12 protein-coding genes and 1 pseudogene are annotated in these 20,570 nt (G+C 39.7%); 6 read left to right on the forward strand and 7 right to left on the reverse strand.

Features of this window, described 5'->3' with window-relative positions:
- Positions 1-235: 235 nt before the first annotated feature.
- The gene (locus tag LU635_RS09130; RefSeq protein ID WP_240098390.1) at positions 236-2,134 is read right to left on the reverse strand and encodes a putative porin; all 1,899 of its coding nucleotides are present in this window, start codon (positions 2,132-2,134) and stop codon (positions 236-238) included.
- A gap of 240 nt (positions 2,135-2,374) precedes the next feature.
- Between LU635_RS09130 and LU635_RS09135 the strand changes: the two genes are divergently transcribed.
- Together LU635_RS09135 and LU635_RS09140 are read left to right on the forward strand one after the other, a co-directional pair.
- Positions 2,375-2,971 carry a ribonuclease HII gene (locus LU635_RS09135; RefSeq protein WP_240098392.1) on the forward strand — a complete coding sequence of 199 codons (597 nt, stop codon included), beginning with the start codon at positions 2,375-2,377 and terminating at the stop codon, positions 2,969-2,971.
- Positions 2,972-3,006: 35 nt separating this feature from the next.
- The gene (locus LU635_RS09140) at positions 3,007-5,442 is read left to right on the forward strand and encodes a hypothetical protein (RefSeq protein ID WP_240098394.1); all 2,436 of its coding nucleotides are present in this window, start codon (positions 3,007-3,009) and stop codon (positions 5,440-5,442) included.
- Positions 5,443-5,509: 67 nt separating this feature from the next.
- Here LU635_RS09140 and LU635_RS09145 read toward each other — a convergent pair whose 3' ends face one another.
- From LU635_RS09145 to LU635_RS09160, 4 genes are all read right to left on the reverse strand, one after another.
- The gene (locus tag LU635_RS09145) at positions 5,510-6,844 is read right to left on the reverse strand and encodes a RagB/SusD family nutrient uptake outer membrane protein (RefSeq protein WP_240098396.1); all 1,335 of its coding nucleotides are present in this window, start codon (positions 6,842-6,844) and stop codon (positions 5,510-5,512) included.
- Between the two features lie 9 nt (positions 6,845-6,853).
- Entirely contained in the window at positions 6,854-9,841 is a 2,988-nt protein-coding gene (locus tag LU635_RS09150; RefSeq protein ID WP_240098398.1) for a SusC/RagA family TonB-linked outer membrane protein, read from the reverse strand.
- Positions 9,842-10,019: 178 nt separating this feature from the next.
- Positions 10,020-10,724: a lipoyl(octanoyl) transferase LipB gene (lipB, locus tag LU635_RS09155; protein WP_240098400.1), complete on the reverse strand. Its 705-nt coding sequence runs from the start codon at positions 10,722-10,724 to the stop codon at positions 10,020-10,022.
- Positions 10,721-10,885, reverse strand: coding sequence for a YqaE/Pmp3 family membrane protein (locus tag LU635_RS09160; RefSeq protein ID WP_240098401.1), 165 nt, complete (start codon positions 10,883-10,885; stop codon positions 10,721-10,723). Before LU635_RS09160 ends, lipB begins: the two co-directional genes overlap by 4 nt.
- A 202-nt stretch (positions 10,886-11,087) precedes the next feature.
- Here LU635_RS09160 and lysS point away from each other — a divergent pair, with 202 nt between their 5' ends.
- The 4 genes from lysS (at position 11,088) to LU635_RS09180 (ending at position 16,524) form a co-directional block, all read left to right on the forward strand.
- Positions 11,088-12,779, forward strand: coding sequence for a lysine--tRNA ligase (gene lysS, locus LU635_RS09165; protein WP_240098404.1), 1,692 nt, complete (start codon positions 11,088-11,090; stop codon positions 12,777-12,779).
- A gap of 120 nt (positions 12,780-12,899) precedes the next feature.
- Entirely contained in the window at positions 12,900-15,392 is a 2,493-nt protein-coding gene (locus tag LU635_RS09170) for a zinc-dependent metalloprotease (RefSeq protein ID WP_240098406.1), read from the forward strand.
- Between the two features lie 129 nt (positions 15,393-15,521).
- Entirely contained in the window at positions 15,522-15,998 is a 477-nt protein-coding gene (locus LU635_RS09175) for a hypothetical protein (RefSeq protein ID WP_240098408.1), read from the forward strand.
- A 106-nt stretch (positions 15,999-16,104) separates the two neighbouring features.
- Positions 16,105-16,524 carry a hypothetical protein gene (locus LU635_RS09180; protein ID WP_240098410.1) on the forward strand — a complete coding sequence of 140 codons (420 nt, stop codon included), beginning with the start codon at positions 16,105-16,107 and terminating at the stop codon, positions 16,522-16,524.
- Positions 16,525-16,572: 48 nt separating this feature from the next.
- On the opposite strand, the pseudogene LU635_RS09185 reads toward LU635_RS09180, so the two are convergent.
- Both LU635_RS09185 and LU635_RS09190 read right to left on the reverse strand, forming a co-directional pair.
- A pseudogene (locus LU635_RS09185) lies at positions 16,573-17,507 on the reverse strand (permease).
- Positions 17,508-17,704: 197 nt separating this feature from the next.
- A complete protein-coding gene (locus tag LU635_RS09190; protein ID WP_240098412.1) occupies positions 17,705-20,455 on the reverse strand; it encodes a heavy metal translocating P-type ATPase in 2,751 nt (916 codons plus the stop codon).
- Positions 20,456-20,570 lie beyond the last annotated feature (115 nt).

The following is a 20,570-nucleotide window of genomic DNA, read 5'->3' on the forward strand; positions in this document are numbered from 1 at the left end:
TCCCAAACCAATATTGCAACCCTCAATGAACAACGCTTTAACTCCAAAGCGGGTGCAAATATACATCCCTATTTTAATTACACAATAACTTTTTCAGGTTTTAGTTACTTTTATGTGAAATCTATCATTTCGATCAAAAACCAAAGAATTAAGCATATTTAATCAATGGGAATTCATTAAAAGTTTAAACCAAAACTTAATTAGGAGAGAATTCAGCAATAACGCCCTTCCTATTCTAAAGAAAAAGATCCCAAACAAGCCCAAACCGGACAAGAAAATCGGTGTATGGATAGCCCGGAGAAGAAAAATTATTATTTCCATCCAGCAAGGCATTTATATGTTGGAGCTTAAAGAATACCCTGGCTTTATCTACTTTTCCGTTAAAGAAAAAATCGACAACCGGATAGCCACCCAAATCCTGAGTGTTCTGCACATAGAATTCAGCCAGCACGGGATCATACCTATCCATCTGGTACTGACTAAAATATTTCAGCGTAAAACCGGTTTGTAAATAAAGAGCTTTATCAAACCAGTGATCCTTATAATAGACAGAATTACGGGTAACAAATTCCGGAAGATTCAAAACACCCACTCCCTGCAAAACATTTTGATACATCACTGTATTATAAGAACCAAAATAACCAAAGTCGAATTCCTTTTCTGCCTTCAATTTTAAATACCTTACCTGCTCCCCTGCCTGGAATGGTCTAACCATCCCATCTTCACCAGAAGAAAAATAGGTGTAATTCTCTATTTGTGATAGACTTCCAAAAAGGGCTCCAAATCTTCGAGATCTAAAATCAGCAAATAGCCTTTGAGACACTTCATTCTCAAAATCATTCTGCCAGTTATAATTCACATAGTCACTCTGATAAAGGAGAAAATTAAGGTTTGGACTCACACTATTCTGATTGACCCCAAAACGGATCCAGTTCTGTGAATCAAATTCATAAGACGCTGTCGCAGCCAGATAATTTCCAGGTAGTTCTTCTGAAAGATTCAGTTTAGCATCTGCTTCAACACTAAAACCTCCGATCTGTTTTTTATACGCACCGCCCACATGAAGTAAATTTCCATTTAAGCGGTTGCCAATTGTATCGCCAGGCTTTATATATACTGAATTATATCCGTAGTCATAATTGGTATGACCGGCTTTAAAGCTAAGCTCACCCAATAACCGATTGGAATAATTCACCGAAGCCTCATTAAAAAGCTTCTCCAGTCTTGTCTCATCCTTAAGCTGGGAGGATTCGAATGACTCGCCAAAAATATTATTCACAGCAGATTGCTGGCGGAATACAAATTTCTCGTAGCTGAAATCCAATGTATGCTCCAGACTTATCTTATGAATGGAATCGACCACATTAGTAAGCTCATATTCATGATTTAAAAAGAATCTCTTTCCAAATAAAACACTTTCAGCATTTTCAAAATTAACCTCCAAAACTGACCTATCCTCAAATTCCGGCTCCTTATTAGTGTACTGCTCTATAGCCTGTGCTGTAAGACCTCCATTTTCTTCATTCAGCAGGTCCTGAGATACAAAATGAGCTTTGGCATGATACTTTTCATTATCTGAATCATAACTAAATCCAAGTCTTAGATTTCCGGTGCTGGTTAGAATATGCTGGTATTTCCCCAAAGCTCTCGTACCCTTATAAGCAATGAACATATTCAGGTTCTTTGAAGTATTTATGGTAAAGAATGCATCTAATTGCTGACCCTGTTCTGGAACCGTTTTAAAATAGAATTGTGTCCATGGGGTAGGCACATGATAATAATCAATATCCTCGACTTCCATAAAATTAAAATGCCGGGCGCGAGCTCCGAAAAGCGGAAATGTCTTTTTATAGTCTTTTTGAAAGCCTAAACTGTTATATGTCTGGCCGGTATTTGAAAATGGAAGTAATTCAAAATTATCCTTTCTAAGGTAATTGAATTTATAATCCTTAAGAATAGTCAGGGTAGTATCCAGATAAGTAGTATCATTCTCAATAGAAATAATCTTATATAAATCAATCTCCGGAAGGGTATCCTTTTCTTTGACGCTTTTTTTTCCTGGTCCAAGTGGTGGCTGCTGCGCGAATGCCTGAATTGAAAAAAATACAATAAAACAAAGCAGGAGTTTTTTCATAAATACTACTATTCAGGCAAAAGTAAAATATTTCACGCAAGATAGCGGAAGATACTCAAAACAAAAAAACCACCCGCCATTGGTGGGCAGTATAGTCAAGAAAACAAAATTCTTAATTAGTTATTATTCCCTAATAAACAACATAATAAATTTCTTTAGAACTCAATAAAGCTATTTTATTTTTAATAGAATTTGAGCCAACCAAGCCGAAAATTATAATTTCTTAATATTTTTGTCTCCATGCTATCCTTCTATAACCTAAATCTTTCAATAGCCGGAACCGATGAAGCCGGTAGAGGATGCCTTGCCGGACCCGTAACGGCTGCAGCCATCATCCTGCCCAAAACGTTCGAAAATACATTGATCAATGATTCAAAGGTATTAAACCTGGCCACCAGAAACAGCCTCAAAAAATGCCTGGAAGAGGAGGCTGTTTGCTATGCAGTGGCTCATGTTTTTATGGAAGAGATTGACAAGATAAACATCCTGAATGCCTCTATTCTTGCGATGCACAGAGCTCTTGAAAAATTGAGCAAAACTCCTAAACATATAATAGTGGATGGCAACAGGTTTAAACCATTCAGGGATATCCCTTATGATTGCATCATCAAGGGCGACGGAAAATACATAAGTATAGCTGCAGCCTCCATTCTGGCGAAAACCCATCGTGATGCATATATGGAAAAGATCCACAAAGAACATCCAGAGTATAACTGGAAGAACAATAAAGGCTACCCAACCAAGGAACATAGGAACGCAATCGAGAAATACGGAACTACTAAATATCACAGAAAAAGTTTTAAACTACTTCCCGATCAATTGACGATTGACTTCTAAGTTGTTATTTTTGTCAAAAAGCAACCCCCTTTTCTATGAAAAAACTGATGATACTGGTTCTGGCTGTGTTTGTTATTGCATGTTCAGATAACAGAAAAAAAGAATTCAGTTTAATAGATCATATTCCCGAAGACACCGAACTTTTTTTTACTTCTCAGGATATCAAATCATTTATTCCGGAAATCGAAAACAATGATTTTATAAAAAGCAGTGAATTCCCATTAAAAGACCGCATTTCTTACCAGTTTAATTTTTTCAAATACCTGAACCTGAATCATGCCACGGGAATAAGCTTTTCGAATCTCTCGTCTAAAACCTTCACCTATACAATAAGCACAAGAAAGGATTCGGCTCTTGTCCAACTGGATTCCGTACAAAATAAAGCCATGGAGACCATCAAGGAAGGTAACACCAGTTTTCAAAAACTAGAACTAAATAACACCATGTTCTTTCTGCTTGAAAAGGCTAACATAGCAGTAATAAGCAACTCCCGTCAAAAAATCCTGGATATTGCCAGGAATGAAAAGCTATTAAAAGACAGCAGTTTTGAAAGAGCTTATAATGCTTCAGACCCCAATAAAGCATCGGTTTTTATAAGACATGGGGCTATAGATAAAATTTCAGATTTCTTTGGAAAATTTCATTTCCCAGGTTTCGAAAGTTTCGCCGAATGGACTGTACTTGATCTTGAGCTTACAAATTCAGAAATTAAGGCCAATGGCCTGAGTCTGACGAATAATTCAGAAAAATTTCTTCAGGCCTTCTCAGGAATCAATCCGAGGAACATTGAAAGTGTCAGGGTATGTCCTGAAGACTTTTTAAGTATGTACGCCCTAAGCTATTCATCTTTTAAAAAATTACATTCAAACCTTCAAAAAATAGAGAAAGACAGCAGCAGAAACAATTATCCAGGAGTACTGGACGAAACCCGTGAAATTGCATACATCCGGCTAAAAGAAGGTAACGCTACCATATTAAATGCTGTGGAAATAGAAGCTGCGAAAGAAGAGCTTGCCGGAATGGGAAATCCACTCGAAACTTACCGTGGCTCCCCCATAGTAGAATTAAGTGACAGTCCGGATTTTCAACAGACCTTTTCCAGCCTTATGAATATGGAAAAAAATAAGTTCTATACCATCATAGATCATTTTATCATTTTTTCCAATGAGACCGATGTTCTCAAAAAAATACTTACCGATTTCCAGAATTCGGATACCATATCTGGAAGATCTTACTTTAACCAACTCATGGCATCACTGTCTTCCGAATCATCCATGATATTTATATCCAGATTACCGGAGTTTATAAATTTCACAAAAGAGGGAGATGAATCCCACAAAATGAAGTTTCAAGAAAATAGCCTGGCAGCCTTGCAGATCATTAATGAAGGTGACTTTGCGCATATTCACGGAGTATTCTCAAATTCCAGGAATACCTCTACCACCAGCAAAGGCGCCGAGCAAATTGCTTCTTTTAAATTGGATAATCCTGTTGTCACTGATCCCGTATTTTTTAAGAATCACCGTACAGACCAGATGGATATTGCGGTTCAGGATGATAATAACAGACTTTACCTAATCTCAAATAAAGGAAATATCTTCTGGAAAGAACAGCTGGATAGCCAGATCACCAGTCCAATCTATCAGGTAGACCTGTTCAGGAACGGAAATCAGCAATTAGCCTTCTCTACCGGCTATAATATGGAAGTTTTAGACAGGGATGGCAATAAGGTGAAGGGATTTCCTATCAAATTTAATAGTTCACTAACCCAGCCTCTCTCCGTTTTTGATTATGACAAAAACCGGAATTACCGTTTCGTACTTACTCAAAATGATAGGATCTACATGGTAGGACCAAAGGGGAAAGCAATTAGAGGATTTGATTTTGATGGCACCAGGACCGGTATTATAAAAGCTCCAAAACATATACGCTTAGGCACCAGGGATTACATATTAATTGCAGAAGAATCAGGCAAACTGAATATCCTGAGCAGGCAGGGAAATATAAGAGTTCCGGTAACAGAGAATATTGAGTTTTCCGAAAATGAATGGTATGGCCATAATGGGAAGTTTGTTTCTACGGCTCCCAAAAATGTGCTGATCGAAATATCGCAACAAGGTCAGGTCTCTAAAGAAAATCTTCAACTGGCAGAAAACAACCGGATAGTTGCCAATGATGATCACCTGGTATACCTGAATGAAAATCAGCTTTCAATTGACGGGAAAAAATTGGAACTGGATTTTGGTCTATATACAGATCCGCAGATCTTTGAAATTACAAATAAAACCCTGATCGCTCTTACAGATACTCAAACACAGAAGGTTTATGTATTTGATGAAAATGCAAAACTGCTGGATGGTTTCCCGGTCTACGGAAATTCAAGAGTCGATATCGCAAATGCTGACCTGGATTCCAGACTGGAACTTGTTGTGAAAGGGGAAGATGATGAGATTCTGTTATACAAACTTTAATCCAATATATTAACAAAAAAAAGGCTGAGAATGATCCCAGCCTTTTAAGTAATTTAAGTCCTCTTATTTAAGAACCATAACCAGGATTTGGTACTAGTAATGGGTTTGCATCTATCTCTCTTTGAGGGATTGGAAATGACAACCTAGGTGAATCTGCAGGAATTTCCCCTACCGATCTTCCGGTTCTGGTATAATCGAATATTAGAAAACCTTCGAACATTAGTTCAAGTTCTCTTTCTCTTAAGATATCATCTAAAGTAACTTCAGAAAGAAGCCCTGCATTTGCACGTTCCCTCACCACATTTACATCTTCTAATGGAGTAGCCCCAACATCGGTTCCTAATCTTTCGTTAGCTTCAGCCCTGATAAGATACATTTCTGCAAGTCTTATTAAAGGAATATTCCCGAACTGGTTTGTATACTTACTAGTAAGGGTACCTCCATTTTGAGCACTTGTATAAAAGAAAGATCCTCTATCATCAGAATCGCCAAACATATTTAGATATTCCTCATTTACAGTTACATCACCGCCTCGACCTCCATTAGACTGGTCTGCATAATGAACAACCAGCAAATTCTCTCCATCTTGTGAAGTAACCTGGAAAGCGAATACATCTTCGCTGGAATCTTCATCATTATTGAATGCTTCCGAATACATTCCGGTCAATGAATGCCCGCTATTTTCAATCACTCCATCTGCAGCATCCCTGGCAGCTTCATAATTTCCAAGATGGAGTTGCACTCTTGCCAGTAAAGCCTGAGCTGAATACTGATCAGCAAAGATGCCGTTAGAAGCAGGCAAAAATTGAATTGCCTTTTCAAGATCTGACACCACCTGTGTATATACCTGATCTGCAGGAGCTCTTTCTATTTCCAGATTCTGTGAGTAATCCGTAATTCCATCTAGTGTTAAAGGTACTCCAAGGCTATTATCTGGAGAGGAAAAGAAGCGGTTAAGATCAAAATAATTCAAAGCACGAAGAAAATACGCCTCTCCCATTACTATCTCTCTTTCCTCTTCGTCTACAAGATCTGCATAATCAAGTACAAGATTCGCCTGATTAATGGCTTCATAACCATTCAACCATAAATCTCTCACGAAACTGTTATCAACAAAAATACTTTTATTAAAAACCTGTCTAGGCTGCTGGAAAGTACCGCCCCATGTAGCCTGGTCTGTAAACCCATAAAGATCTGCCATCAATTGAAGGTAACCTCCATAAGAATCATCCTGAGCGGTCTCGTTATAGACACCTATAAGGATATTTTTCACATTCTCTCCGGTAGATATTGCAGTCCCTGCCGAAATTTCCTGTCTTGGCTCTAAATCCAGCTTATCGTCACAACCTGTAAACAGTAACGTTAAAGCCAGTAACCAAATTGAATTATATATTTTTCTCATAATTTTTTTTTAGAAGTTAATATTAACACCTAATGACATCGTTTTTACAGCTGGTGCTGAATAGAAGCTAACTCCTACTCCCTGACCTGCATCACTTGTAGATTCAGGATCGTAACCGTCATAATCGGTTATCGTTAGCAAGTTAATACCTGTAAAATAGACTCTGAATTTTTCCAGACCCATCTGGTCTGTAAAATCTTTCGGAATTGTATATCCTAAAGTCAGGTTTCTTAAACGAATGAAATCTGATTCCTGAAGATATCTTGTAGAAGTTGCAGTACCGTTTCCTCCAAACAGTCTGGCCTGGGGCACATCAGTAATATCTCCCGGCTCCTGCCATCTATCTAACTGGTCTCTGCTTTGATTATCAAAGTAGTCAGCATTCGCAGACTGGTATATTCCACCACCATTATAAATGCTGGCACCCCATTCTCCAATAAAAGTAAAGGAAAGATCTATTCCTGAATAATTAACAGTGTTTGTAAGACCTGCAATCCAGTCAGCATAAGGTTTACCGGCAATAACACGATTAGCCTCATTAGGATCTGTAGTTGTTTCACTACCTACTCCATCTACATAGTACAGGGCATCCCCATTATCAGGATCCACACCGGCATATTCTATAAGATAAAAAGCAGATAGAGGCTCCCCTTCTCTTAAAATAGTCTCTCCGATTATCACATCAGCTCCATCTGGTAATTCCTTAACTTCATTATTATTCTTTGAAATATTGAAATTAGTTTTCCAGCTAAGATTATTGGTTTCGATGTTGGTAGTATTAAGAACAAATTCAAATCCTTCATTTTCCAGAAGACCTATGTTTCTGGTAATACTGGATTGACCTGAAGTTCCTGGTAGAGGCTGATCAAATATCAACCCGTCTGACTCTTTGATATAATAATCAATCTCACCAGAAATCCTGTTATTCAGGAATCCATATTCCAAACCTATATCAGTTTGTTTAACGCTTTCCCAGGTTAAAAGTGGATTAGCGGCCTGCACAGGAGCAATACCGGGTCTCTGATTATAAGAAATACCACTAAATAATCCCAAAGCAGCATAATCTCCAATATTCGCATTTCCTGTTTCACCATAACTGGCTCGAAGTTTAAGGAATGAAATAGCATTGGAACTGGAAAGGAAATCTTCCTCACTAATGATCCATCCTGCAGAAACTGCTGGAAAGGTACCATATCTCACGTCCTCACCAAACCTTGAAGACCCGTCTCGTCTAACACTTGCCTTGAATAAATATTTATCGAATAATGAATACTGAAGCCTTCCAAAATAAGAGAGAAAGCTGTTAGCTGATTCTTCTCCTGATCCCCCTGTAATCTCAGCGGCACTATTAATGGTCTGAAAATCATCTGTAGGAAACTGAATCCCTGTAACATCCTGAAAACGTCTGTTTGACTGGTTATATTCCATACCCGCCACAACTTCCACATCATGGATATCATTAAACACTTTCGAGAAAGTGAAATAGTTACTACTTACATAAGACTCCGTTCCAACACTAGAAGCATACGCCTCTCCATTGGTAGACTGAAATGGTGCAAGACGCCCTACATAGTTATCTTCAGTTTGATAATAAAGATCATATCCAAAATCTGAATTGAACCTTAAAAAATCAAAAAACTGATATTCACCAAAACCTCTTCCTGTTAGCCTTCTGATAACCGTATTATAGAAAGCATGTTTATCCTGAAGCAAAAAGTTAGGGTATAAGGTATTCGGGTTAGGATCCCCGTCCTCAAGATAAGCGGGAGAAATTGCAGGTTGTGCTATAGCCTGTAGAGGTGTTACAAAAGCATTATCATTTGCGATCCTGTCAATTTCTGTTCGGGAAAAGCTCATGTTCATCCCAGCTCTGAATTTTTCATTGAAATTATGAGTAACATTCACTCTTCCATTAATTCTTTCAAGCTCATTCCCTCTTACGATACCTTCAGTATCGTTATAAGCACCGGAAAAGAAATAAGTGGTTTTCTCATTCCCCCCAGACATAGATAGACTTGCATCCTGAACATGACCATCCTGTAATGCAAGATCCTGCCAGTCTGTATCTACCTCTCTATTTCTCCAGTCTGTCCCATCAGAAATATAATCAAAAATCCCTTCAATGTATGGGATGCCTTCATCTTCTCCCAAACCATTAATGGCGGCTTCGGTGAAAAGTTCAATATATTCATCTGCATTTAACCACTCCCTGGTATTGGTAGGCTCACTAATACCATAAGAATAGTTCATGGAAAAGCTTGCCGGCTTATTGGCTCCTTTTTTAGTAGTAATGATTACAACCCCATTAGCTCCCCTAGAACCATATACAGCAGCTGCAGAAGCATCCTTAAGAATATCTATAGACTGTATCTCATTGGCGCTTAATGTAAGCAACGGGTTAGTGGGTGATCCGTTATTAGATTCGTTGTTATTTATAAGCGGCACACCATCTAATACATATAATGGCTCTGAACCTGCCCCTATACTGGCAATACCTCGAATCCTAATATTTACTCCTCCTTCAACCTTTCCATTGGTTGCAGAAATTTGCACCCCAGCAGCTTTACCTGCAATGGTACTTTGGATACTAGGAACTGGAACCTCTTCAATATCTTCCGCAGTTAGCTTCGCCACATTATCGGTAAGATTTCGTTTACTTTGGGTTCCATAACCTACCACTACCACTTCGTCCAGTTGAGCCGCATCTTCCTGTAAAGTAATATTAATGGTGTTTTGAGTACCCACAGGTACCGTCTCAGTAGTATAACCTACATAGCTAAATAATAGCACTTCTCCCTCAGAAACATCAATTGAATAGTTCCCGTCAAAATCGGTTTGTGTCCCCCTGTTCGTATTCTGAATGATGACATTTACTCCTGGGAGAGGAAGACCATCAGTGTCATTTACCGTACCGGTTATTTCTCTGGCTTGAGAAAACCCAACCTGTGTGGCAAATGAAAAAAGCAGAACAAAAATGAATTGTAATTTTTTCTTCATATTAGAATTTTTAAAAAATTTGAAGCGAAATTCTGACTTTTTGTTCAAAAAAAGAAAAAAAACAAGTTTAAAAAGAGGGGAGTATTTACTAATTATTCAAGTAATTATTATATCACAGTTTTTTTATGAACCCTGCAATAGCAATCTTAATATTTTGAGGAATTAAGAATTTTTAAATCTAAGAAAACGCCAGTTCTGCCTCGAATAAATTCTCAAAATGATATAAAAGCCTTTTCTCTACCTCTTCCATATCAATTTCCTTCTTTCCAAGCTCTATATTTAAGGAAGTTACTGCTTTTCCTTCGATGCCACATGGAATGATATTGTCAAAATAGCCAAGATCGGCATTTACATTGAGGGCAAAGCCATGCATCGTCACCCATCGGCTCGCTCTCACTCCCATAGCGCAGATCTTCCTGGCGAACGGAGTTCCAACATCCAGCCACACCCCTGTTTCTCCGGGACTTCGTTCAGCTTTCAGCCCGTATTCAGCCAGCGTCAGGATCACCATTTCTTCAAGAAGCCGGAGATATTTATGAATATCTGTGAAGAAATTATCGAGATCCAGAATTGGATATCCAACTATCTGCCCTGGGCCATGATAGGTAATATCCCCTCCTCTATTGATCTTATAGAAAGTAGCATTCCTGGCCTCGAGTTCCTTTTCTGAAATTAGGAGGTTTTTAGCATCACCACTTTTACCTAAAGTATATACATGAGGATGCTCAACGAATAAGAAGTAGTTTCTGGTGGGAATATTTGTCTCCTCTCTCCTGTTCTTTATCTTGAGATTGAGCGTTTCCTGGAAAAGCTCTTCCTGATAATCCCAGGTTTCTTTATAATCCTTTACTCCTAAATACCTTACCTCAACTTCCTTATTCATGATTGAAATTTGGGGTTATTCAAAATAATTAGTGCAGCGATCACCCCTGGGACCCAGCCTAGAAGGGTAAGCAGTAATACGATTATAATTGATCCGCAGCCTTTATCGTAGACGGCCAGCGGTGGAAATAACACCGATAAGATTACTCTCCAAATACTCATTGAAGCAAATTTTGATGCAAAGATAGAATTATTATTTCGGCTTTTAATTGCATTGTATGGCAGGCTGATAGTCACTATATTTGCATCCGCATTTTGTTGGAGCCACTCCCTAAACCTCTCCCAGGGGGGAGAGGAGCTAAAAAATCCTGCTTTTAAAGGGATTTTAACTTAAAGGGAAGATTATTTAGAAATACATAGATATATGCAGCAGTTATCAGAACAGGAACAAATTAGACGAGAAAAATTATCAGCTATTAGAAAGGCCGGCATAAATCCATATCCCGCGGATCTGTTTCCGGTAGATCATACAACTACGGATATAAAGGAAAATTTCGAAGATGGCAAGAAAGTAGTGATCGCAGGAAGGCTGATGTCCAGAAGGATCCAGGGGAAAGCTTCTTTTGCTGAACTCCAGGATTCCAAAGGCAGGATCCAGGTTTATTTCAACAGAGATGAAATCTGTATCGGTGAAGACAAGTCTAAATACAATGATTTCTATAAGAAATGGCTGGATATAGGTGATTTTATAGGGATTGAAGGGGAACTTTTCAAGACCCAGGTAGGAGAAATGACGGTGATGGTAAAGGATTTTCATCTTTTGAGTAAATCTATCAGACCACTTCCGCTTCCTAAAACCGATAAAGAAGGAAATGTACATGACGGCTTTAATGATCCGGAACAAAGATACCGTCAGCGATATGCCGACCTTGCTGTAAACCCTAAAGTCAAGGAGATCTTTGTAAAGCGAACGAGGTTATTCAACGCGATGCGAAATTTCTTTAATGAAAAAGGATATTTCGAGGTTGAGACCCCAATCCTTCAGTCGATACCGGGAGGCGCTGCGGCAAGACCTTTTGTGACGCATCACAACGCCCTGGATATTCCATTGTATCTAAGGATCGCCAATGAACTTTACCTAAAGAGGTTGATCGTTGGTGGATTCGACGGGGTATACGAATTCTCCAAGAACTTCAGGAATGAAGGTATGGACAGAACTCATAATCCGGAATTCACGGCAATGGAGATCTACGTGGCCTATAAGGATTACAACTGGATGATGGAATTCACGGAAAAATTGCTTGAACATTGTGCCATTGCAGTTAACGGTACTACCGAAGCGACGTTTGGCGAACATAAAATCGACTTCAAAGCTCCTTATAAACGGCTAACCATGACCGATGCCATCAAGGAATATACTGGATTTGACATTACCGGAAAATCTGAAAAAGAACTCTATGATGCGGCGAAAGGAATGGGCATCGAGGTTGATGACACCATGGGTAAAGGAAAACTTATCGATGAGATCTTCGGTGAAAAATGTGAAGGTAACTTTATACAACCTACCTTCATTACTGATTATCCGAAAGAGATGAGTCCGCTTTGTAAAGAGCACAGGGAAAATCCTGAGCTTACCGAGCGTTTCGAACTGATGGTATGTGGAAAGGAGATCGCCAATGCATATTCTGAGCTTAACGATCCTATAGACCAGAGAGAGCGTTTTGAAGAGCAGTTAAAACTATCTGAAAAAGGAGATGATGAAGCGATGTTCATTGACAACGACTTCCTTCGTTCACTCGAATACGGAATGCCACCAACATCCGGACTAGGTATTGGAATGGATCGTCTTATCATGTTCCTTACCAACAAACAGTCTATTCAGGAAGTATTGTTCTTCCCACAGATGAAGCCTGAAAAGAAAGCGGTAGAATTAAATGAAGACGAAAAAGCAGTTTATAAGCTGTTAAAGGCTGATGAGATTTTCGAATTAAATGAGATAAAGGAAAAATCAGGTTTAAGTAATAAGAAATGGGATAAATCACTGAAAGGGCTTAGAAAACATAAGATGATCGAGGTCTTTAAGGAAGATGATGATATGAAAATCAAGATTTCTTAAAAATTCTTTAAACCATTTAGGATAGGAACAGTCCAAAGACTGCCGAAAGGCGGTCTTTTTTATTCTCCGATTCAAATTTCCGTCTTCACATCAAATCTGTATTAACTAAAACAACAATTTATGATCAAGAACCAGAGCCTGAAGCTTTTGCTTTTAGCCCTCTCATTATCGGTTTCCAGCTGTGCTGTTTTTCAGAAACAGGAAAAGGCCCCTCCTGCCGCCAGTAATGACTCCAAAAAAGATAAGAACGGAATTAATGCTTACGATAAGGTGATCACTAAAGATGCAAAAAGTGACGAGGGATTATTTACCGTTCATAAAGTTGAAGATAAATACTTCTACGAAATCCCGGACAGTCTTTTTAACCGGGAAATGCTCACCGTAACGCGTATAGCCAAGACCGCCAGTGGAATTGGTTTTGGTGGAGGTAAACAGAATACCCAGGTTCATCGCTGGCAAAAGAAAGGCGATAAAGTACTGCTCAGGGTAGTTTCATATGATATCTATGCCAATGATTCGCTTCCGGTTCATGAGGCTGTGGTAAACTCAAATTTTGAACCTATAATACAGTCTTTCGACATTAAGACAGTGGGTAAGGATTCCATTAGCAAAACCACCGTGATCGATGTGACGGACCTTTATACCAAAGATGTACAGCCCCTGGGGCTTCCAGATCGTACCAGAAAACAATATAAGGTTTCAAGACTTGACGAAAGCAGGTCTTATATAGATACGATTAGAAGTTATCCTGAAAACATTGAAATAAGACATGTAAAGACCTACAATGCCGGGGAGCCGCCATCTAACGAAAGTATGGGATCCATATCCATGGAATTCAGCAATTCCATGATCCTGCTTCCAAAGGTTCCTATGGAAAGAAGATATTATGATGAGCGTGTTGGCTGGTTCACTACTGAGCAAACCGATTATGGCCTGGCTGCTCAGAAAAGTAAAACTGTAGAGTTCATTGACCGGTGGAGACTTGAGGTGAAAGAGGAGGACATGGAGAAGTTCAAAAACGGAGAACTCGTGGAACCAAAAGAACCCATCGTTTACTATATAGACAGGGCCACTCCTGAAAAGTGGAGACCTTTCATTAAACAGGGAATCGAAGACTGGCAGGTTGCCTTTGAAGAGGCCGGTTTCAAAAATGCCATTATCGCAAAAGATGCACCTACAATTGAAGAGGATCCGGACTGGAGCCCGGAAGACGTAAGATATTCAGTAGTTAGATATCTGGCTTCTCCAATTCCTAATGCCAATGGTCCTCATGTAAGTGACCCCCGTTCCGGAGAAATTCTGGAATCAGACATCAACTGGTATCATAATGTGATGACCCTACTAAGAAACTGGTTCTTTGTTCAAACTGCAGCTATTAATGAAGAAGCACAGGATGTTGAATTTAAGGATGAAGTAATGGGAAGACTCATCAGGTTTGTTTCTTCTCACGAAGTTGGTCATACTTTAGGCTTACCACATAATATGGGCAGTAGTGTTGCTTATCCCGTGGAAAAATTAAGGGATGCTGAATTTACACAGAAATACGGAACAGCTCCTTCTATTATGGATTACGCCCGGTTCAATTATATCGCTCAGCCTGAAGACGGAGATGTGGCACTAATGCCAGATATTGGTCCTTATGACAAGTATGCTATAGAATGGGGTTACCGCCCAATTCCTGAAAAAGAAGGAAAAGAGGAAAAGCCGATCCTTGATGAATGGATCCTGGAACATGCCGGTGACCCTATGTATCGGTTCGGAAGACAACAGGGTGGCGGTGTGATAGATCCAAGTTCACAAACCGAAGATCTTGGTGACGATGCCATGCTTGCCAGCGAATATGGTATTAAAAACCTGAAACGAATTGTTCCTAAGCTTATAGAATGGACGGCTGAAGATGGTAAAGACTATGAAGACCTGGATGACTTATACCAACAGGTACTTTCGCAATATAATCGATATATGGGACACGTGGCTGCCAACATTGGAGGTGTGTATGAATATTACAAAACCTATGATCAGGAAGGCGCAGTTTACACTCATGTAGATAAGGAGACACAGGAAAGAGCAATGGATTTTCTTCAGAAGCAACTTTTTGAAACTCCTGAATGGCTTATCAATCAGGATATTTTCAATAAGATCGAATTCGATGGAAATATTGAGCGTATCAGAAATGTGCAGCAAAGAGCCCTTAATAATATCCTTGATTTCGGAAGAATGGCAAGATTGATGGAAAATGAAGAGATAAACGGAAAAGAGGCATATTCTTTACTTGATATGATGACCGAACTTCGAAAAGGGGTTTGGAGTGAGGTTTATTCGGGTAGAAAAATTGACCGCTACAGAAGGAATCTTCAAAGGGCTTACATCGAGAGAATGGAGCATTTGATGAATGAAGAGCAGGACGAGATTCCTGCCAGATGGAGAGATTGGGTCACAAGAAGTAATATCGATGTTTCTCAAAGTGACATAAGACCTGTTGTAAGAGGTGAATTAAACACCCTGGAGAGACAGATAAGAAACTCTCTGTACAGGTCTGGAGACACCCTAACACGATATCATCTTCAGGATGTGCTTAAGCGTATAGATCTTATCCTTAACCCTGTGGAATAGTAGCTTTTAACATATACAAATAAAAAAACTATCACTTTAACAGTGATAGTTTTTTTTATGTTAAAACATATCCTTCCAGGTTCTATATCCCTTAATTTTAAGTGTGTATAAACCAAAACTTTTTAAGTGATGAAGAATATTAGCTTATTATTAGTAATGCTATTCCTTTCTTTTGGGGCCTTTGCCCAGGTTGATAAAAATAAGGGAAAAGCAAAAGGCCATGAAAAACAGGCCATGATGATGAATGATCCTGAGCCTCATGCCATGATGTATGCCGATAAAATGGCAACACGGTTAAGCCTCAATGCAGAGCAAAAAGAAAATATAAAAAAAGCACAAATGAAGAGGCTGGAGGCTCAGAAAGAGCTCATGGCAGACCATATGGAGGATATGGCCGATGACCCCGAAGATATGGCCGATGAAAGAGCCAATATGAATAAACAAAAAATGAAAATTCAGGCCGATTTCAAAGAAGAAATGAAAGAGATCCTGAATGAAAGTCAGTATGCCAAATGGGAAGTGATGCATGAAAGAGAAATGAAAATGCAGGGAAAGAAAAAAGGCTACAAAAACGATAAAACCAAGAAAGATGATTCCAATTGGTAAAATTGGAATAAATGATTTAAGCGAACAGGGCTATAGCCCTGTTCTTCATTTTAAACCTTTCCTTATCTAAGGCGTCAAATAAACTCAATGTCAATAATTTATGATCATGAAAAATCTTATAACCCTAATGATCCTCATTTCCAGCATCACAAGCTTTGCCCAGGAAAAAGGAGAAAGAAGGTCAGAAATGTCTGATGTAGAAATGGCAAGCCTTCATGCTAAAAGACTGACCATGCAACTGGACCTGAATGAAGAACAGGAAGCAAAGCTTAAAGAACTTTACACCGAGCAAATTAAAGATCGCCGTGAGCTAATGCAGGAACGCCGTGAAGAAAGAGAAGAAATCCGGAAGGAAATGACCAAAGAGCGTTCTAAAATGAGGGAAGAACAAATGGAGATTTCCGAAAAACACAAAGCCAGGATGAAAGAAATTCTTACTGCCGAACAGTTCACAAAATGGGAACAGCTTCAGGAAAAAAGGCAAAAAGGAAGAAAAATCCATATGCAAAAAAAGAGAAATCAGTGATAAAACCCTTTTCCACATACTAATCTTAAGGGCCTTACGGCCCTTTTTTCATTCTATGAATTTATAGAGAACTTTATAATGAGACCTGCAGCCAGCCAGCCATGCATAATATATGAACGCAATGTATTTGAGTGTTTTCTCCAGAACCTGACTTTTGGGAGCCATTTCCTTCATAAACATCACATCCTTTCTTTTAAAGAATCCGAGGTAAAGCATATAGCCCGATATGGCCAGGAATATCATATTCAGCCAGAAAGTATAGTTGATCTTAAAGTATTCCGCATCCATGATCTTCACCGAAGAAGGGTCTGGATGAAGGTTGAGCAAATTAAAGCCGTAATGCAATGCCAGTGATGCTCCAATTAAAGAAGTAAACAGAAGAAAAAGGATAAAAAAGCTCATTTTCCAGCCATAATATTTGGCGTTGATCCTCAATATTGGAAAGACTACCAGGTCACTGAAGATGTTTTAGACTTCATCTTTCTTTTCCAGGATTTATCGGGATCGGCATCCTCATCATCTTCATTTTCCAGACCTTCGCGGGCTTTTTTGATGAGTTTTCTAAGATTTATAAGCTTAATCAGCAACCAGCTTATAAGTATAAGTGACTCCTCCAACATATTCCCCTACAACGAACTGCCACCCCAGGAAGATCGAAATAATGATTCCCAGTTCTATAACCAGGTTGGTCGAAGCGAGAAGAAAGGCAATGGAAGAAACAAAATTGGCGACCTTTTTAAAAAGGCTTTTGGCAGATGCGAGAGCCGCAAAACTACAGGAACTACTAATAAAGTCGAAAAAGGTTCCAAGCAATAGCCCTTTGGATTCTTACTTCCCATAGTTTTCTGCATTCGCTTTTCTGTCACAAATACCTGTATTCCGCTCCTTATAACATATCCCAGGGCAAAAGTCCATAGCGCCATCCAGAAAAATCCGGCAGTTGTATATGCTGCTTCTCCCCATTGACTTAAAAAATCCTGCATAAAGTGTTTGATTTTCCGAGTATGGTTAGACTGAACTTTTTACCCTCATAAAATCTTTGATCTCAGCCAGTTTAGGGTTCCTAAGACAAGTTCAGGATTATATTATCAAATAAAATGTCATTTCGAGGGAGTCCCGATAACTATCGGGACGATTGAGAAATCTCAAGAGATTTCTCACTTCGTTCGAAATGACATCATTAATCCAGCTTCGCACTTCTCAACCTAAGGGCATTTGTGATAACAGACACCGAGCTAAAGCTCATCGCAAGCGCTGCGATCATAGGAGAAAGTAAAATACCAAATACGGGATAAAGTACCCCTGCCGCTACGGGAACTCCAATTATGTTATAGATAAGTGCAAAGAATAGGTTCTCCTTGATGTTTCGCATCACCTTTTCACTAAGCTTTTTCGCTTTCAGGACTCCTTTTAGATCTCCTTTAACCAGGGTGATCTCGGCGCTTTCGATTGCAACATCGGTTCCGGTTCCCATGGCGATCCCAATATTAGCCTGTGCCAGAGCTGGTGCATCATTAATACCATCCCCAGCCATGGCAACTTTCTTTCCCTGCTGTTGTAATTTTTTGACCTCTTCCATCTTATTTTCAGGAACCATTCCGGCTTTAAAATCAGCAAGATCAAGGTGTTTTGCCACGGCTGCGGCGGTTTTGGCATTATCACCAGTAAGCATGATCACTTTAACCCCATGTTCCTGTAATTCTCTCAATGCTTCTTCACTTGTCTTTTTAATAGCATCAGTGATTGTAATATAGCCAACAATCTTTCCGTCCACTGCGAAATAAGATACCGTCTTCCCTTGCTCCTGCTCTGCAACCACGTTCTTTTCGACCTCTTTTGAGATCTCAGCATTTTCTGCAAGCATCAGCTTATCATTCCCAAGGGCAAGCCTTTTTCCGTTAAGGCTGGCATGAACGCCCTTTCCTGTAACGGCGTTGAATTCGGAAGCTTCATTAAATTCAACATTATGCTCACTGGCATAATTCACTGTCGCTACCGCCAGGGGATGTTCGCTTTGAGCATTTACTGAAGCTATTAATCTTATCATCTCCTTTTCCGAATAATCAGAGTCAACGGAAACTACTTTTTCAACTGAAGGTTTTCCCTCGGTAATGGTCCCGGTCTTATCAATAATAAGGGTATCCATTTCATTGAATTCTTCCAGGGCCCGGGCATTCTTGATAAGCACACCATTTTGTGCCCCTTTCCCTACTCCAACCATTACGGACATGGGAGTGGCCAGTCCCAGTGCACAGGGACATGCAATAATAAGTACAGCGATAGCATTCACCAGCGCGTAGACATAAGCCGGCTCAGGTCCGAATATCGCCCAGGCAATAAAGGTAATCACTGACACCAACACCACGATCGGAACAAAATAGGCCGAGATCCTGTCAGCAAGTTTTTGGATAGGTGCCTGAGAACGGCTGGCTTCATTTACCATCTTTATGATCTGTGCGAGCAGGGTTTCATCTCCCACTTTTTCGGCAGTCATAGTGAAACTCTGATTCCCGTTGATGGTCCCTGAACTTACTTTATCTCCTTCAGCTTTATCTACCGGAATTGGCTCTCCGGTGATCATGGATTCGTCAATACTGCTCTTTCCGGTTTTTATAATCCCGTCTACTGGGATCTTTTCACCAGGCTTCACACGTAAAACATCTCCTTTTTCGATCTTATCTACAGATATGGTTTCTTCCTTCCCATCCCTTACTCTAACCGCTGTATTGGGAGCCAGTTTCAGTAATTCCTTAATTGCGGAATTCGTTCGGCTGTGAGCTCTTGCTTCAAGTACCTGACCCAGCAAAACCAGTGTCAGGATAACGGTTGCTGCCTCGAAATATACATGCACCGTTCCCATTTCGGTCTTGAACTGAGGCGGGAAAAAATCGGGAAAGATAAGTCCGAATACACTAAAAACCCATGCAACACCTGCCCCAATCCCAATTAAAGTGAACATATTAAGGTTCCAGGTCTTTATAGATCTGTAGGCACGTTCAAAAAACATCCATGTTCCATAAAAAACCACAGGTAGTGAAAGTCCGAACTGAACCCAGTTCCATACCCTCATCCCGGCTACTTCATAAAGAGGATTTCCGGGGATCATTTCAGACATCGCAATAAGAAAGATAGGAAGCGTAAAGGCTACAGAGATCCAGAATTTACGAAGTAATTTTTTATATCCCTTTTCTTCAGCTGATGCTTCAGGTTCCATGGGTACGAGATCCATTCCACAAATAGGACAACTCCCTGGTTCATCCTTCACCACCTCGGGATGCATCGGGCAGGTATATTTTGTAGATGAAGTCTTAAGACTAACTTCTTCCACTAGATCCATCCCACATACAGGACAGTCACCCGGTTTATCGTATGTCTTATCACCTTCACAATGCATGGGACAGTACCAGCTGCCCGTACCCTTTCCTTCCTTTTTATTGCTTTCGGAATGAGAATGCTTATGGTGTGTCTTATCTTCATCACCCGGTAACATGATATGGTAGTTACCCCCGGCGTTTTCAAGAGCCTTTTCAAATTCCCCAATTTTAATATGCTCTCTCATGCTTATCCTGGCTTCTGCTTTCTCAAGATCAACAGAAACCTCCATGACACCATCGACATTTCTCAAAGCGGACTCCACATGGGAACGGCACCCCATACAGGTCATTCCGGTTATTTTGTAAGTATGTTGCATTGGTTTGGATGAAGCATCTTCCGGATCTTCCTTTGGAAGGATATGATAATTCCCCCCGGCTTCCTGAAGGGCCTTTTCAAATTCTTCAATTTTTATATGCTCCTTCATGCTAATTTCTGCCTCTCCTTTCTCAAGGTCTACAGAAGCCTCTGTGACGCCCTTAACATTTTTTAAGGTGGATTCCACATGTGAACGACACCCCATGCAGGTCATTCCCGTAATTTTATATGTATGATTCATAACTGCAGTAAATTGAAGCCTATGAAATTAAATGTAAATTCCTTATAGCTATGTTTTTCTATACGAAGTTAACATGAGTTTGCGATAAGCCTTTTCAAATAATGGGAAATTAATT

The organism is Christiangramia crocea, assembly GCF_022410465.1.
GTDB classification, from domain to species: Bacteria; Bacteroidota; Bacteroidia; order Flavobacteriales; family Flavobacteriaceae; genus Christiangramia; species Christiangramia crocea.

Excerpts from the sequence above, each read along its gene's own strand:
- LU635_RS09135 (WP_240098392.1), top strand. The coding sequence starts at position 2,375 with ATGCTATCCTTCTATAACCTAAATCTTTCAATAGCCGGAACCGATGAA.
- LU635_RS09145 (WP_240098396.1), bottom strand. The coding sequence starts at position 6,844 with ATGAGAAAAATATATAATTCAATTTGGTTACTGGCTTTAACGTTACTG.
- LU635_RS09180 (WP_240098410.1), top strand. The coding sequence starts at position 16,105 with ATGAAAAATCTTATAACCCTAATGATCCTCATTTCCAGCATCACAAGC.
- LU635_RS09170 (WP_240098406.1), top strand. The coding sequence starts at position 12,900 with ATGATCAAGAACCAGAGCCTGAAGCTTTTGCTTTTAGCCCTCTCATTA.
- LU635_RS09130 (WP_240098390.1), bottom strand. The coding sequence starts at position 2,134 with ATGAAAAAACTCCTGCTTTGTTTTATTGTATTTTTTTCAATTCAGGCA.
- LU635_RS09190 (WP_240098412.1), bottom strand. The coding sequence starts at position 20,455 with ATGAATCATACATATAAAATTACGGGAATGACCTGCATGGGGTGTCGT.
- lipB (WP_240098400.1), bottom strand. The coding sequence starts at position 10,724 with ATGAATAAGGAAGTTGAGGTAAGGTATTTAGGAGTAAAGGATTATAAA.
- LU635_RS09140 (WP_240098394.1), top strand. The coding sequence starts at position 3,007 with ATGAAAAAACTGATGATACTGGTTCTGGCTGTGTTTGTTATTGCATGT.
- LU635_RS09150 (WP_240098398.1), bottom strand. The coding sequence starts at position 9,841 with ATGAAGAAAAAATTACAATTCATTTTTGTTCTGCTTTTTTCATTTGCC.
- LU635_RS09160 (WP_240098401.1), bottom strand. The coding sequence starts at position 10,885 with ATGAGTATTTGGAGAGTAATCTTATCGGTGTTATTTCCACCGCTGGCC.
- lysS (WP_240098404.1), top strand. The coding sequence starts at position 11,088 with ATGCAGCAGTTATCAGAACAGGAACAAATTAGACGAGAAAAATTATCA.
- LU635_RS09175 (WP_240098408.1), top strand. The coding sequence starts at position 15,522 with ATGAAGAATATTAGCTTATTATTAGTAATGCTATTCCTTTCTTTTGGG.